Raw genomic sequence first — 16,422 nt, forward strand, 5'->3', positions numbered from 1 at the left:
AACTGCAAAAAATGAGTCCAAATGAATATTGGGAATATCTGAAAAACCAATAAGTCCCTGGCTGCATCTGTGTTTATAACAATACAGATGTCGCCAGGTTTTTCTTTTTTCAAAATAGTCCTTGACACGGGGTGCAATTTACTTGCTATATTTAACGATCATGCTGGCAGGCAAACCGTCTTTAATCATGTCGGTAGCAGTAGAAAGGTTCGCTTCTGCTTTACCTAAAGATTTACCGCGTGCCTCACCGCGAGCTTCACCTTTACGTTCAGCCATTTCTATAATTCCAGCCATAGTCTCATCCTCCTTTTTGATATCATCATAAGTTGTAATATTAGCAGAACTGCTAGCGTTTACAATTGATTTAAAATTATTTTTATCGCGTTGAGTAATCAATTGATCAGCTATTTTTAAAAGCTGCCGTATATCCTCTTTATCCACGCTTTTTGTTAAAACTCGGAGCGGACTGTGATTGAGTTTTTCCAACTCCTTGGTAACTATCATTTGCATAGGGAAGGGATAGCTTCCGGTGATGTAGTAGATGCCGGAATAAGTTGAACTAATGGAGGCTCCGTTAGAGTGTAGCGTTTTAAAGAGCAGTTTAGGGTGCTTTTCTTGTATTAGGGAGATAGTGATTTGTGATGCAGGACGTGCATCTACCTCTTTACCAAGACTTTTGTAGAGACAGGCGTAAGCAATAGCCTTATAAAAGTCGTCTATACTGATATAGTCTCCCGGTCCTTTATATTCACAGATATTGTCTTTGCGGAAAAGTTTACCAATATCATTTTGCAATACCCGATTATCAGTTTTCTTGATAATGAACAAATCAATGTTTAGAGGCTTTTTGCTCAGTGGCAGTTCCGGAATAAACTCCAAAATATCTGCATCCTCTCTAAATTCCAATTCTGTTGCACTGCAGAATGGAGGATGCCACTGAATTTTTTCTTCATCGTGTTGCTTTGCCAAATAGCATCAATCCTTTCGTTCAAATTTTGGATGATACCATTGACAATATACAGTTATGCGTAGGCAGCGCAATAGTACCATCCGCTAGGGATAGGTAAATATTACAGCGGCGCTTGGGACAAAGCTTTAATCATCGCATGCTTGCGAATGAACCACCCAGCTACTACCTGCAATATTTGGTAGCGCTGGCTCCTACATATTCAGATTTTTAGAACAGCATATCGAACACAAAGATAAATTGCTGTAAGATGTAACTGTTCACTACTTACATTATAGCACAAAGAGAAAATGGACAAAAGAAAGCTAGAAAAATTTCTGTGCTTGTAAAGTTTATAGAATTGTTTAGGTGATTGCAGTAGAACGCGGGAGGTACTTTTTTCTGTCCCGAAACTAGCATATTGCCTACAAATATGCTATAATACGCTTAATAAATGTTGTGTGATTTTGTAGAGGAGGCAGCACCATGAAGTGTCCGTTTTGCTCATATCGAGATAGCCGTGTAGTTGATAGTCGTTCCGTGGAAGAGGGTACCTCTATTCGCCGTCGTCGCGAATGTCCCCAATGCGGGCGCCGTTTTACTACTTATGAAAAATATGAAGAGGCTCCTCTGGTAGTTAGCAAGAAGGACGGACGTCGTGAACTGTTCGATGCGAAAAAGCTGTTGGCAGGTCTGTTGAAAGCTTTTGAAAAACGTCCCGTGCCCTACGAAAAGGTACAGGAGATTGCGGACAGCGTGGAGCGCGAGCTGCGCATGACCGGGGAAAGCGAAGTGGAAAGCGCTAAGATTGGTGAGCTGGTAATGCAGCATTTGGAAGAAACGGACCAGATTGCCTATGTGCGTTTCGCTTCCGTCTACAGACAGTTCGCTGATGTGAAGAACTTTATGCAGGAACTGGAAAGAATTATGAAGAAGGAACATTGAGTATTATAGCCAAGGGGAGAGCGTTTCCTCTTGGCTTTTTTTATAGGAGAAATCATGAGTGCAATTCAAGAAATAGATTTGTTTGCTACCTTTGCGCCTACGGAGGCACAGCAGGAGCTTTTGCAGAGGCTGCGAGAGGAGCCTACGGAGGAAAATTTGTGGCAGTGTATTATTGCCTTTCAAAATACAGTCTTCTTTACCAGTAGGGGCTTGCCCTTTAGCTACAGTCTGAAACGAGGTCGCAGAGGCGAATTTAGAGGCGAATATACTAAAGAGCTGTTCATCGACCGCAGGGAAAACAGTAAATCCTTGGCGTGGAGTTCCGTGCGTATGGCTTGGCGCAAGGCCATGGAACAGCAGGGGACTGTTTTCGCCCGTCCCAAGGAGATTGCCGACATACGTGGCATTAGCTACAGTTACAGCCTTCTGTGGCGTTTCGGCCTAATCCAAGTGCCGGAAGCAGTGGCTGCCAAGCTACAGGGCGGGTTGTAAAATGCGAAAGCGTGTGCTATATTGTAGATGTAATATTTGCATATTTTAAGCAGGTGAGACCATGGATTTTAAGATACAGGCGCCCTTTGCTCCGGCAGGGGATCAGCCTCAAGCAATAGAAAAATTAGCAGCAGGCATTGAGCAGGGCATGCGTACCCAAGTGCTGTTGGGTGCCACCGGTACGGGCAAAACCTATACCATTGCCCAAGTCATTAACAAGGTGCGTAAGCCCACGCTGGTTATCGCCCACAACAAAACTTTGGCTGCTCAGTTAGCCAGCGAACTGAAGGCGTTCTTCCCGGAGAACGCAGTGGAATATTTTGTTTCCTATTACGATTACTACCAACCGGAAGCATACATTCCTCAAAGCGATACTTATATCGAAAAGGATGCTTCCATTAATGACGAGATTGATAAGCTGCGCCACAGTGCTACCAGCGCTCTGTTTGAACGCAAGGACGTAATCATCGTTGCCAGCGTGTCCTGCATTTACGGCTTGGGCGCGCCCCAGGACTACTATGATATGGTGCTGTCCTTGCGTTTGGGGCAGATTATCGACAGGCAGCAGATACTGCATAAGCTGGTGGAAATCCAGTACGACCGCAACGATATTGATTTTAAGCGTGGTACCTTTAGGGTGCGCGGGGATGTTATTGAAGTTATTCCTGCGGCTTACGGGGAAAAGGCTGTGCGCATTGAAATGTTCGATGATGAAGTGGACAGAATTTTGGAGTTCGATGTGCTGACAGGGGAAGTGCTGGCGCAGCGCAATCACGTTGCCATCTTCCCTGCCTCCCACTATGTTACCAGCCGCGAAAATTTGGAGCGCGCTATGGGTGACATTCGGGAGGAGCTGGCGGAACGCCTTGACTATCTGAACCATAATTTCAAGATGCTGGAGGCACAGCGCTTGGAGCAGCGTACTAATTACGATTTGGAAATGATGAACGAAATGGGCTACTGCAGCGGCATTGAGAACTACTCCCGCCATTTGGCAGGGCGCAAGGCAGGGGAACCGCCCTTTACCTTGGTCAACTACTTCCCTAAGGATTTTTTGCTGGTCATCGACGAATCCCACGTAACGCTGCCCCAGATCCGCGCTATGTACGCAGGGGACCGTTCCCGTAAGGAAATGCTGGTGGAGCATGGTTTTCGCCTACCTTCCGCTTATGACAACAGGCCTTTGACCTTTGATGAATTCCAAGCCCAGATCAAGCAGGCTATCTACGTTTCTGCAACGCCTGCAGCCTACGAAATGGAGCAGGCGGACCAGGTGGTGGAGCAGATTATTCGTCCTACAGGTCTGCTGGACCCGCAGATTGAAATCCGTCCCATAAAAGGGCAGATTGATGATTTGTTGGGCGAAATCAATAAGACTGCGGCGCAGAACGAGCGCGTTTTGGTAACCACTTTGACTAAGCGCATGGCGGAAGATCTGACGGAGTATCTCAAGCAGGCAGGGGTGCGGGTGCGCTATCTGCATTCGGAAATTGCCACTATCGAAAGGGCGGAGATTATCGACAGCCTCCGCGCCGGCAAATTTGATGTTTTGGTAGGCATTAACCTGCTGCGTGAAGGCTTGGATTTACCGGAGGTTTCCCTAATCGCCATTTTGGATGCGGATAAGGAGGGCTTTTTGCGCAGCGACACTGCCATGATCCAAACCATCGGCCGTGCTGCCCGCAACGCTCATGGACGTGTTATTATGTATGCTGATAGGATTACGGACAGTATGCAGCGCGCCATTGACGAAACCAACCGTCGTCGTGAAAAGCAGGAAGCGTATAACAAAGAGCACCATATTGTGCCCAAAACTATTTATAAAGAACAGCGCCAGCTGATCAAACTGACCAAAGTGGCAGACAGCGACGAAACTGCCAGCTACGGCAAGAAGAGCGGCAAGAAGCAGACCACCAAAGAGCTGCAGACACTGGCACGGGAGCTGGAGCGCAGGATGCAGGAGGCTGCCAAAGCTTTGGATTTCGAGGCTGCTGCAGAGCTGCGTGACCAGCTTATTCTAGTTAAAGGTCAGCTGGGACAAAAGCTGGTGCCTAAGAGGAAGAAATAATGCAGGAAAATATTATTGTTAAAGGCGCACGCCAACACAATTTAAAAGATATAACGGTGGAACTGCCTCGTAATAAGATGATTGTCATTACAGGTCTTAGCGGCAGTGGCAAGTCCAGTTTAGCCTTCGATACTATTTATGCCGAAGGCCAGCGGCGCTACGTGGAATCCCTTTCCGCTTATGCCCGCCAATTTTTAGGGCAGATGGATAAGCCTGATGTGGACTATATTGAAGGCTTGAGTCCTGCCATTTCCATTGACCAGAAGACTACCAGCCGCAATCCCCGTTCTACCGTAGGCACGGTAACGGAGATTTACGATTACCTGCGTTTGTTGTTCGGCCGCGCAGGTGAGCCTCACTGTCCTCACTGCGGCAAGCTCATTGAGCAGCAAAGTGTCCAGCAGATTGTGGACAAGGTGCTGGAGCTGGCGGCGGGGACGCGCTTTATGGTTATGGCGCCCTTGGTGCGGGGGCGCAAGGGCGAGCACCAGCGGGTACTGGACGATATGCGCCGTGCAGGCTATGTGCGCATGTATATTGATGGCGAAGTCCGCACCCTAGACGAAGAAATCAGTTTAGAGAAAAATAAGAAGCACAGCCTGTCCGTGGTCATCGACCGCTTGGCTGTACGTGATAATATCCGCCAGCGTTTGACGGACTCTGTAGAAACGGCATTGAAACTGGCGGATGGTTTTGCGGAAGTGGCGGTGCTGGGCGAAACAACGGAAATAACCCTTTTTAGCGAGCATTTTGCCTGCAATGACTGCGGCATCAGTCTGCCTGCTATTGAACCCCGTTTATTCTCCTTTAACAATCCCTACGGCGCCTGCCCTGCCTGCACGGGTTTGGGCATGAATATGGAGTTTGACAAGGCGCTGATTATTCCCGACGGCGATAAGTCCTTTGGCGACCGTTGTCTGGCTGCCTTCAGCAACAACCGCAACTCCTATTTTATGAAGCAGTTGGCAGTGGTGCTGGCTGCTTATGGCTACAGCTTGGAAAGCACTTGGAACGATTTAACGCCGGAAGTACAGGACATTGTGTGGAATGGCGCAGGGGAGCGCAAGTTTGCCTTTTGGTACGAAAATATGCAGGGGGAGACCAAGCTTTTCGACAAAGAGTACGAAGGTGCTTTGAATATCCTCAAACGCAGGTATCGGGAAGCCTTTAGCGATGCTATGCGGCAGGAGTACGAAGAGTTTATGACCAGTACCCCCTGTCCTGTGTGCCACGGCAGCAGGCTGAAACCGGAGGTGTTGTCCATCCTCATTGGGGGCAAGAATATCTGCCAAGTGACGGCTATGACTGTTCGCGATTGTCTGCAGTTCTTTGCCAACTTGCAGCTTAATTACAAGCAGCAAATTATTGCCAAGCAGGTGTTGAAGGAGATTACAGCGCGCCTGCAATTTTTGAACGATGTAGGCCTTGACTACCTAACTCTGGACCGCAGCGCAGGGACTTTATCCGGTGGCGAAGCCCAACGCATCCGTTTGGCAACTCAGATCGGCAGCGGACTTACGGGGGTGCTCTATATTCTGGACGAGCCCAGTATTGGTCTGCACCAGCGTGACAATGGCAAGTTGCTGGAAACTTTGAAGCATTTGCGTGATTTGGGCAACACTTTGCTGGTAGTAGAGCATGACGAGGAAACCATGTATGCTGCAGACCAGATTGTGGATATTGGTCCTGGAGCAGGGGAGCACGGCGGTCAAGTAGTTGCCCAAGGTACGGTGGAGGAAATCAAGCAGGTGCAGGAATCCGTTACCGGTACCTATCTAAGCGGGCGCAAATTTATCCCTGTGCCGAAAAAACGCCGTGACTGCGATGGCCGTTTTTTGACCATTCATGGTGCACGCGCCAATAATCTCAAGAATATCGACGTATCCATACCTTTGGGCGTTTTTACCGTGGTCACAGGCGTTAGCGGCAGTGGCAAGTCCACTTTGATTAACGATATTCTTTATAATACATTGGGTGCCAAGCTTAACGGTGCCCGTCTGCGGCCTGCGGAGCATGATTATATTGAAGGCATTGAGCAGGCGGACAAGGTTATTAACATCGACCAATCTCCTATCGGGCGTACGCCACGCTCTAATCCTGCTACCTATACAGGTGTCTTCGATTTGATTAGGGAGCTGTTCAGCCAGACTAACGAAGCCAAAATGCGCGGCTACAAGGCAGGGCGTTTCAGCTTTAATGTGAAGGGCGGACGTTGCGAGGCCTGCAAGGGCGACGGTATGAATAAGATTGAGATGAATTTTTTGCCCGATGTGTACGTTCCTTGCGAAATCTGCCATGGCGACCGCTACAACCGCGACACCTTGGAGGTACATTACAAGGGCAAGAATATTGCTCAAGTTCTTGATATGACCGTGTCGGAAGCCTGCGAGTTTTTCAAGAATATGCCCCGCATTTTCAAAAAGCTGGAGGTTTTGGAGGACGTGGGCTTGGGCTACATCCATTTGGGACAGGCTGCTACCACTTTAAGCGGCGGCGAAGCCCAAAGGGTGAAGCTGGCGACGGAGCTGTCCCGCCGCAGTACAGGGCGTACTATTTATATTTTGGACGAGCCTACTACGGGTCTGCATATTGCCGATGTGCATAAGCTGCTGGATGTGCTGCAGCGTTTGGTAGAAGGTGGCGATAGTGTTATCGTTATCGAGCATAATCTGGATGTAATCAAGGTGGCGGACTATATTATCGACCTTGGCCCCGAAGGCGGCGACAAGGGCGGCACGCTGGTTGCCTGCGGTACGCCGGAGGAGGTTGCCAAGGTGAAGAAGTCCTACACCGGTCAATATATTAAGCAGGAACTGGCGAAGGCGAAGAAGAATGGGTGGTACCAATGACGGAGTTAGCAGAAGGCTTTAGCGATGCTATTCGTAATGCTTTGGCAGTGCTGCCGGAAAAACCGGGCGTGTATTTGATGCACGATGATGAAGGCAAAGTTATTTACGTGGGCAAGGCTGTGGTGTTGAAAAACAGGGTGCGCAGCTACTTCCGTAATTTGGCGTCCCACACGCCCAAGGTACGCGCTATGGTGGCGAAGATTGCGGAGATTGAAACCATCGTCACCTCCAGCGAAGTGGAGGCGTTGATTTTAGAGTGCAATCTGATCAAGAAGTACCGTCCCCGCTACAACATCAGTCTGAAAGATGATAAGACATATCCTTATTTAAAGGTGACGGTGCAGGAAGATTTACCGAGGCTGTATGCTACCCGCCGTTTGTTGAAGGATGGCGCCAAGTATTACGGTCCTTATGCTGATGCTACGGCTATGCACGCTACGGTGAAGCTGCTGCGCGGCATGTTCCCTCTGCGCACCTGCCGCAAGATGAACCCTGACCGCCCTTGCCTCAACTACCACATTAAGCGTTGTTTGGCACCATGCGCAGGCTATGTGTCCAAGGCGGAATACCATGAGATGATTAAAAGCGTGTGCATGGTTCTGGATGGGCGCACTACGGAGCTGGAGCGGGATTTGCGCCAACGGATGCAGGCTGCGGCGGAGGAGTACGCTTTTGAGGAGGCGGCGCGCTTGCGGGATCAGCTGCAGGCGGTAACGCGTTTGAACGAATCCCAAAAGGCAGTGACCAATAATGGCGGCGATATGGATATTATTGGTTATGGTCAGGATATGACGGGAATCTGCCTGCAGATTTTCTTCGTGCGCAAGGGCAAGCTGTTGGGCAGGGACAACTTCTTCCTCCAAGATGATGGTGATGGGGAGCGTGAAGTGCTGAGCGCTTTTCTCAAGCAATATTATAATGAGGCGACCTTTATTCCCAAGGAGATTGTACTGCCCATGCTGCCGGAAGCAGAGGAACAGCAGCTAATTACGGCATGGCTGACGGAAAAGGCGGAGCGGAAGGTGGAACTGCTGCAGCCCCAGCGGGGGGTGAAGAAGGATCTCTTGCAGCTTGCCAATGACAATGCGGTGAAGCTATTGGAAGAAAGGCTACGGAAGGGCAGTTTGTCCTTGAAAAATGATGCCCAAGCTGCGGAAGAACTGCAGCAGGCTTTGGGGCTGCCTCATTCCTTGGAGCGTATGGACTGTTTTGATATCAGCCACACCCAAGGCAGCGAGACGGTGGCATCCATGGTGGTGTTCCGCAATGGCAGCATCAGCAAGAAGGATTACCGCAAGTATAAGATTGTGTCGGCGGAAGGCAAGCCTGATGATTTTAAGTCCATGCAGGAGGTTGTCTACCGTCGCTACAAGGATTACGAGGATCTGCCCAGTTTAGTGGTTATTGACGGTGGCAAGGGACAGTTAAGCTCTGCTTTGGAGGTTATCCGCGGTTTGGGCTTGGCTGATCTGCCTGTGGTGGGTTTGGCAAAGCGGGAGGAAGAAATTTTTCTGCCCCACCAAAGCACAAGTATTCTGCTGGACAGGGACAGTGCGGCGCTGCATTTGATTCAGCGGATTCGCGATGAAGCGCACCGTTTTGCTATTACCTATCACCGCAAGCTGCGGGGCAAGCGCAATTTGGTGTCGGTGCTGGACCATGTGGAAGGCATTGGGCCCAAGCGGCGGCAGGAGCTGTGGAAGGCGTTCAAAACTTTGGAAGCCATGAAGGCGGCGGATGTGGAGCAGTTGGCAGCGGTGGAAGGGATGAACCACGCGGCGGCGCAAACGCTGTACGATTTCTTCCGTTTGGATTTGCCGGAGAAAAAAGAAGCGTTAAAATGATGTGATTTCACAATAATGTTATAGTTTTTTCTAGAGAATATGGTATAATGAAGGTACAATAAAGAAAAATTATTTTTTTAGAAAGGAGAAATCACTATGGCTAAATGGGTTTGCAATGTTTGCGGTTACGTGTATGACCCGGAGGTTGGCGATCCAGATAACGGTATTGCAGCAGGCACTGCTTGGGAAGATGTACCGGAAGATTGGGTTTGCCCCCTGTGCGGTGTTGGCAAGGATGAATTTTCTGAGCAATAAGTAATGAGATTATTAAAGGCTGGGATGCGAGCAAGCGAATCCCAGCCTTTTTAGTGACCATACATGGAGGTTGGATGATGAAAATATCTAAGAAGGACGCATTAATGTGGTTTTCCTTTTTCGCACAGCTGCCCGAAGAGGAAGAGCTGATGCCCAAGCAGGTGGAACTGGTCTATGCCACCTTTGCCCAAATTGAAGATGCAGTGGATGCCAGAAACGCCAAACTGCTGGCGGAAATCAAAGGCTTAAAGACATTGGACGGCAGAACTTATTTTGTTGGTCCGGAAGAAAAATTCTCCAGGGGCTGCCGTTCCTGCTTAACTGGTACTGGCCTGACCGCTATCCGCAAAACCAATAAATGCAATATCAAATGCAAATTCTGCTATAACTATGGCGAGCTGGATGCCTGCATGCCCGTAGGTGAAGGTATGTGGGAAATTGGCGGTACTAAATTCTATGAGCGTGATTTGGACCTTTTGCTTTCTGTACAGGATAAGCCCACGGGCATTTCCTACGTATATTTGGAGCCCTTTATGGAAATTGAAAAATACTACGGTATCATCAAAAAATTCCATGAAGCAGGGATCCATCAGCATATGTATACCAACGGCACCTTGGCTACAGAGGAAAATTTGAAGGCTTTGGGCGAAGCAGGCTTGGACGAGCTGCGTTTTAATCTGGGCGCTACTAATGCTTCCGACAAGGTAATCGAAGCTATCGCCATTGCTAAGAAGTACATTAAATATGTAGGTATCGAAACTCCCATGACTCCTGAATATTTTGCAGCCTTTATGGAGAAGAAGGAAAGAATCTTAGCGACCGGCGTGGACTTTATGAACTGTGCAGAGCTGCACTTGAATAACAACAATATTTGGAACTACTTTGGGGAGAATATGTATATCTACAGACATGGCTATATTTCTCCCATTTGGAGCAGGGAGCTGACCTTCAAGCTGATGAAGATGGCGGACGAAGAGGGTTGGAACGTGGCAGTGCATGATTGCGCTAACAGAACCAAATTTGCCCGTGGCTTGAACTTGAAGTCCAAGGAGGGTGCATGGTTTGGTGCCAGCGATTACTGCTCCGAATTCACCAGACCGCCCTTTGAAGCGTTCCTGCCCATTCTGAAGGATGAAAGCTTCCAGTTCCTTGAGGAAGAAGAACTGCCTGAAGGCTATCGTCCCGGTGAACTGTACTAAGTAGTGGAAAAACGGCAATGCAAACGAACTCCCAAGTCTAGGCTTGGGAGTTTTTGCGTTTAATGCGCAAGGAGGTTAACGCGTGCTTACTGCATTGGGAAAATTTTTCGTAAATTAATCCGTATACACTTTATTTATCTAATGTTGTATGCTATACTATCCCTAAGGAGATTTTTCTCCTCTTTGTATTAAATTCGTGGGACGCTAAAAGTTCCATGAGGGACAAAAAACGTCGAGGCTAAAAATGGATACTATTATTAACCTACAGAAAAAAATAGTGCCGGAACTGACGGACCTTTTGGTACAGCGTTACCAGATTTTGCGACAAGTGAGCCATGAATCGCCCATCGGTAGGCGTGCCTTGGCTGCCAAGCTGGGGCTGAGCGAAAGGGTGCTGCGGGCTCAGGTGGACTTTCTCAAGAAAAGCGGTCTGCTGGACTTTTCCTCCAGCGGCATGAGCGTCACCGACGAAGGCAGCGATATCTTGAAAGAACTTGCTGACTACGTCCGCAAGCTGCAGGATATCTCCTTTTTGGAGAAGGCTCTCAGCGACACCTTGAAAATTGGCAAGGTGGTTATTCTTCCCGGCGACTCCGACCAGGAGGAAGTAGTCAAAAGGGAAATCGGCCGTACTGCTGCCCACATTTTAAGCAAACTGCTTAGCGATGACAAGAAACATATTGTGGCAGTCAGCGGTGGTACTACTACTGCTGCTATGGCGGCAAATGTAGCGGGCTACCATCCTGATACAGTGGTTGTTCCTGCCCGCGGTGGCTTGGGCGACAATGTGGAGCTGCAGGCTAACACCATCGCTACAGTTTTGGCGCAGAAGCTTGGTGCTTCCTACCGCCAGCTATACGTGCCTGACTCTGTAAGCGAGGATATTTTGAACAGCATTCTTAAGGAGGATGTAGGTGTCCGCGCTGTAGTGGATATCATCAAAAAGGCAGATATCCTGGTCCATGGCGTGGGCCGCGCCAGCGTTATGGCTAAACACAGACGACTGCCTGCGGATATCATCGCTAAGTTGGAAGAAAAAGGCGCTGTAGGCGAAGCTTTCGGTCAATACTGCGCATTGGACGGTACCCAGGTCTATATGACCAATAATGCAGGCTTGATGCTGCAGGACCTGCAGCATATCGGTACCATTATCGGTATCGCAGGCGGTAAATCCAAAGCTGCCGCAATTTTATCCGTTATCCGCGCTTCCAGACAGGATATTTTGGTAACGGACGAGGCTGCTGCTCATGAAATATTGCGCATGGCCAATGAAAACAGTTAACTAGCACAACAGTGCATATATTTTAGAAGCCTTTAATTTAATCTAAGGAGGAACTTATTATGACAAAAATTGGTATCAATGGTTTCGGCCGCATCGGTCGCGAGGTTTTCCGTGTAGCTTTCAACAATCCTGAGGTTGAGGTTGTTGCTGTAAACGATCTGACTGACTCCGCTACCTTGGCACATCTGCTGAAATATGACTCCGTACATGGCACCTTCCCCCATGATGTTAGCGCTGACGGCGACTGCATCGTTGTAGACGGTAAAAAAGTTAAAGTATTTGCTTCTCCCGATCCTGCAAAAATTCCTTGGGGTGAAATCGGCGCAGAAATCGTTGTAGAATCCACCGGCCGTTTCACCGAAGGCCCCAAAGCTGCAGCACATCTGGCAGCTGGCGCTAAAAAGGTAATCATCTCCGCTCCTGCTAAACAAGAAGATATTACCATCGTTATGGGCGTTAACCAAGAAAAATATGATCCTGCTAAACATAACATCATTTCCAACGCTTCCTGCACCACCAACTGCCTGGCTCCCTTTGCTAAGGTGCTGCAAAATACCTTCGGTATTGAAAGTGGCTTGATGACCACTGTTCACTCCTACACCAATGACCAACGCATTCTGGACCTGCCTCACAAGGATCTGCGCCGCGCTCGCGCTGCTGCTTGCTCCATTATCCCCACCACCACCGGTGCTGCTAAAGCAGTTGCTCTGGTTCTGCCGGAACTGAAAGGCAAACTGAATGGTTTCGCAATGCGTGTTCCTACTCCTAACGTATCCATTACTGACCTGACTGTTGTACTGCAAAAAGACACCACCGCTGAAGAAATCAACGCTGCTCTGAAGGCTGCTGCTGAAGGCGAACTGAAAGGCATCATGGGCTACAACGAACTGCCTTTGGTATCCCGTGACTACAACGGCTGCCCCCTGAGCTCCATTGTTGACGGTCTGTCCACCATGATGGTTGGTCCCCGTATGGCAAAGGTTGTTAGCTGGTACGACAATGAATGGGGTTATTCCAACCGTGTAGTTGACCTAGCTATCTACATTGCTAAAAAAGGCCTGTAAGATAAGGAGATAATATTTCGTGGATAAGAAAACTGTACGTGACTTAGACGTTGCCGGTAAAAAAGTTCTGGTACGTGTAGATTTTAACGTTCCCTTTGATGATAAAGGTAAAATTTCCGATGATACCCGCATCCGTGCTTCCTTGGACACCATCAGATACCTGCTGGACCACAAGGCTGCTGTAGTGCTGATGGCTCACCTTGGTCGTCCTAAAGGAGAGGTAAACCCCAAATACAGCCTTGCTCCCGTTGCTAAACATCTTGGCAAGCTGCTGGGCAAAAAAATCTTCTTTGCTCCCGACTGTGTGGGCGCTGATGCTAAGGCTGCAGCTAATAAGCTGAAGGTTGGGCAAGTATTGCTTTTGGAAAACCTGCGTTTCCACAAGGAAGAAGAAAAGAACGACATGGATTTTGCTGAACAATTGGCATCCATGGCTGATCTGTATGTCAACGACGGCTTCGGCGTATCCCACCGCGCCCATGCATCCGTTGAGGGTGTAACCCATTTCCTGCCTGCTGCTGCAGGCTTCCTGCTGGAAAAAGAAATCGAGTACGTTGGCCGCGCTGTTACCGAGCCTCTGCATCCCTTCGCTGCTATTATCGGCGGTGCTAAGGTAAGCGATAAGATCGGCGTTATTGATAACCTGTTAGATAAGGTTGATACCCTGCTCATCGGCGGCGGTATGGCTAACACCTTCTTGGCTGCTAAGGGCTGCGCTATGGGCAAATCCTTGGTAGAAGAAGATAAGATTGAACTGGCTAAGGAGCTGCTGGCTAAGGCAGAAAAGAACGGCGTAAATATGCTCCTGCCTACTGACTTGGTAATGGCTGCAACTTTTGCTCCTGATGCTAAGCACGTTAACCAAACCGTTGATGCTCTGAACCAAGACTATATGGCTCTGGATATCGGCAAGGCAACCGCTAAAGCTTACGCTGCTGCTCTGGCAGGCGCTAAGATGATTGTTTGGAACGGTCCTATGGGCGTGTTCGAAATGGATGCTTTCTGCAAAGGTACGGAAGCAGTTGCTAAAGCTGTGGCTAAGAGCCGCGCAATTAGCATTGTTGGCGGTGGCGACAGCGTTGCTGCTATTGAAAAACTGGGCTTGGCAAGCAAGATTTCCCACATCTCCACCGGTGGCGGCGCTTCCTTGGAATACTTGGAAGGCAAGACTCTGCCCGGCGTAGCTGCCCTGGATGACCTGCGCCGCAAAATGATTGCCGGCAACTGGAAAATGCACAAAACCGTTAGCGAAGCTGTAGAACTGGCAGAAGAAATCGTTATGGAAACCAACGGTACTTTGAACGAAGTCGTTATCTTCCCGCCTTTCACCGCTTTGGAAACTGTTGCTGATGCTATTGACGGCAAGCACGTTGGCTACGGTGCGCAAGATATTCATTGGGAAGACAAGGGTGCCTTCACCGGCGCTATCTCCGGTCCCATGATTGCTGATATCTGCGCTGAATATGTAATGGTAGGCCACAGCGAACGCCGCACTATCTTCGGTGAAACCGATAAGATTGTAGCTAGCAAGATTGTTGCTGCTTACCGCAACGGCTTGAAACCCATGCTGTGCGTAGGCGAAAACCTGGCAGAACGCGAAGGTGGTAAAACCGCCCGTAAGATCAGCATGCAGCTGAAGAGCGCTTTGAAAGTAGTTGCTCCCGAAGATGCAGTGAACATGGTTATTGCTTACGAGCCTATTTGGGCTATTGGCAGCGGCAAAGCTGCAACTGCAGCTGATGCGCAAGAAGTTTGCCGTTTGATCCGTGAAAAAGTAGCTAAAATCTTCAATCCTGATATTGCCCGTCAAATCCGCATTCTGTACGGTGGTAGCGTTAACGAAAAGAATGCTGCAGAGTTCAACATCAGCGGTATCGACGGCGTATTGGTTGGCGGTGCTTCCCTGAAGGCTGAAAGCTTCGCTGCAATTGTTCGCAGCTTCTAAGATAATGAAACAACCTGTAGTATTAATGATTCTTGATGGTTGGGGGATTGCTCCCGCCGGGGCAGCCAATGCGGCTGCCTTGGCACGCACCCCGAACCTTGATAAATATTTTGCCAACTATCCCCACACCCAGCTGGAAGCCAGCGGTAGAGAAGTGGGCCTGCCTGCAGGGCAGATTGGCAACTCCGAAGTGGGCCATTTGAACATTGGCAGCGGCCGTATTATTTACCAAAGCCTGACCCGCATCAGCAAAGCCATTGAGGATGGTGATTTCTTCACCAACCCTGTTTTTGTTGAGGTGATGGACAAGGTAAAAGCGGAAGGCAAGACACTGCACCTGATGGGGCTGCTCTCCGACGGCGGTGTACACAGCCATATTACCCATTTGGAGGCTTTGCTGCAAATGGCAAAGGACCGCGGTCTGACCAAGGTTTGCGTGCACGCTTTCCTTGACGGTCGCGATGTTGCTCCCCAAAGCGCATTGACTTATGTTAATCAGCTGGAAACAGCTATGGCGCGTATCGGCGTAGGCAGGATTGCTACTGTCAGCGGCCGTTACTACGCTATGGACCGCGACAAACGCTGGGAGCGTTTGGAAAAGGCTTATCACACTGTAGCAGAAGGACAGGGTGCTGCTTTCGCTACTGCAACAGCAGGCATTGAAGCCAGCTACGCTGCAGGCGTAACCGATGAGTTCGTCGTTCCCTTTACTATTGCAGGGGTGGACGGCAAAATCACCGCCGGCGATGGCATCATCTTCTACAACTTCCGTCCTGACCGTGCCCGTGAGATTACCCGTGCTTTAAATGATGAGGACTTCCCATATTTTGCACGTCCTGAAGGCGCACGTCCCGTGCATTTTGCCTGCATGGCCCAATACGATGCAACTATTGCTGCTCCTGTCGCTTATCCGCCTGAAGATATTAAGGATACTTTAGGTCAGGTATTGGCGGCGCAGGGTATGCACCAGCTGCGTATTGCGGAAACCGAAAAATATGCCCACGTAACCTTCTTCTTTAATGGTGGCGTGGAGGAACCCAATAAAAATGAGGAACGCATCCTCATCCCTTCTCCCAAAGTTGCTACCTACGATTTGCAACCGGAAATGAGCGCTGAAGAAGTTACTCAAGCCCTGTTGGCAGAGCTCGCCAAGGACAAATTCGATGTTGTGATTTTGAACTTTGCTAATCCCGACATGGTTGGTCATACAGGCGTTCTCAGCGCAGCTATTGCTGCTATGGAAAAGGTTGATGACTGCGTAGGCCGCATTGTGGAGAAGGTGCTCGGCTTGAACGGCAGCATTTGTATTACTGCGGACCATGGCAATCTGGAGAAGATGGCGGAAGCAGATGGCGAACCCAACACTGCGCACACCACCAATCCTGTGCCCTTTATTTTGGTAAGCAAGGAAGCACACAGTCTGCATCAAGGCATTTTGGCAGATATTGCTCCCACCATGCTGCAGCTGCTCCATGTAGCACAACCTGCTGCCATGACCGGTAAAAGCTTGATTGATGAAAAATAACTATTAAC

Annotated in this window: 12 protein-coding genes; 11 read left to right on the forward strand and 1 reads right to left on the reverse strand. The window is 49.2% G+C overall.

Features of this window, described 5'->3' with window-relative positions:
* Positions 1 to 138: 138 nt before the first annotated feature.
* The gene (locus ACJMM4_RS08795) at positions 139 to 969 is read right to left on the reverse strand and encodes a hypothetical protein (RefSeq protein ID WP_405381206.1); all 831 of its coding nucleotides are present in this window, start codon (positions 967 to 969) and stop codon (positions 139 to 141) included.
* Positions 970 to 1,432: 463 nt separating this feature from the next.
* On the opposite strand from ACJMM4_RS08795, the gene nrdR reads away from it, so the two are divergent.
* The 11 genes from nrdR to gpmI all read left to right on the forward strand — a co-directional run bounded on the left by nrdR (position 1,433) and on the right by gpmI (position 16,414).
* Positions 1,433 to 1,891, forward strand: coding sequence for a transcriptional regulator NrdR (gene nrdR / locus ACJMM4_RS08800; protein ID WP_405381204.1), 459 nt, complete (start codon positions 1,433 to 1,435; stop codon positions 1,889 to 1,891).
* A 54-nt stretch (positions 1,892 to 1,945) separates the two neighbouring features.
* Positions 1,946 to 2,383 (forward strand): hypothetical protein, encoded by a 438-nt coding sequence (locus tag ACJMM4_RS08805; RefSeq protein WP_405381202.1) that lies wholly within the window; start codon positions 1,946 to 1,948, stop codon positions 2,381 to 2,383.
* 61 nt (positions 2,384 to 2,444) lie between these two features.
* Entirely contained in the window at positions 2,445 to 4,451 is a 2,007-nt protein-coding gene (gene uvrB, locus ACJMM4_RS08810) for an excinuclease ABC subunit UvrB (RefSeq protein WP_405381200.1), read from the forward strand.
* Positions 4,451 to 7,300, forward strand: coding sequence for an excinuclease ABC subunit UvrA (uvrA, locus tag ACJMM4_RS08815; protein WP_405381198.1), 2,850 nt, complete (start codon positions 4,451 to 4,453; stop codon positions 7,298 to 7,300). The genes uvrB and uvrA overlap by 1 nt, the downstream gene beginning before the upstream one ends.
* Positions 7,297 to 9,144: an excinuclease ABC subunit UvrC gene (gene uvrC, locus ACJMM4_RS08820; RefSeq protein WP_405384099.1), complete on the forward strand. Its 1,848-nt coding sequence runs from the start codon at positions 7,297 to 7,299 to the stop codon at positions 9,142 to 9,144. The genes uvrA and uvrC overlap by 4 nt, the downstream gene beginning before the upstream one ends.
* A gap of 96 nt (positions 9,145 to 9,240) precedes the next feature.
* Positions 9,241 to 9,399, forward strand: coding sequence for a rubredoxin (gene rd, locus ACJMM4_RS08825; RefSeq protein WP_405381194.1), 159 nt, complete (start codon positions 9,241 to 9,243; stop codon positions 9,397 to 9,399).
* Between the two features lie 77 nt (positions 9,400 to 9,476).
* Entirely contained in the window at positions 9,477 to 10,598 is a 1,122-nt protein-coding gene (locus tag ACJMM4_RS08830; RefSeq protein WP_405381212.1) for a radical SAM protein, read from the forward strand.
* 244 nt (positions 10,599 to 10,842) lie between these two features.
* The gene (locus ACJMM4_RS08835; RefSeq protein WP_405381192.1) at positions 10,843 to 11,880 is read left to right on the forward strand and encodes a sugar-binding transcriptional regulator; all 1,038 of its coding nucleotides are present in this window, start codon (positions 10,843 to 10,845) and stop codon (positions 11,878 to 11,880) included.
* Between the two features lie 56 nt (positions 11,881 to 11,936).
* Positions 11,937 to 12,944, forward strand: a complete 1,008-nt coding sequence (gene gap, locus ACJMM4_RS08840; RefSeq protein WP_405381210.1) for a type I glyceraldehyde-3-phosphate dehydrogenase — start codon at positions 11,937 to 11,939, stop codon at positions 12,942 to 12,944.
* 19 nt (positions 12,945 to 12,963) lie between these two features.
* A complete protein-coding gene (gene tpiA / locus ACJMM4_RS08845; protein ID WP_405384101.1) occupies positions 12,964 to 14,889 on the forward strand; it encodes a triose-phosphate isomerase in 1,926 nt (641 codons plus the stop codon).
* 4 nt (positions 14,890 to 14,893) lie between these two features.
* Positions 14,894 to 16,414, forward strand: coding sequence for a 2,3-bisphosphoglycerate-independent phosphoglycerate mutase (gene gpmI, locus ACJMM4_RS08850; RefSeq protein WP_405381188.1), 1,521 nt, complete (start codon positions 14,894 to 14,896; stop codon positions 16,412 to 16,414).
* Positions 16,415 to 16,422 lie beyond the last annotated feature (8 nt).

The organism is Phascolarctobacterium sp. (assembly GCF_045124115.1).
GTDB lineage: Bacteria > Bacillota > Negativicutes > Acidaminococcales > Acidaminococcaceae > Phascolarctobacterium_A.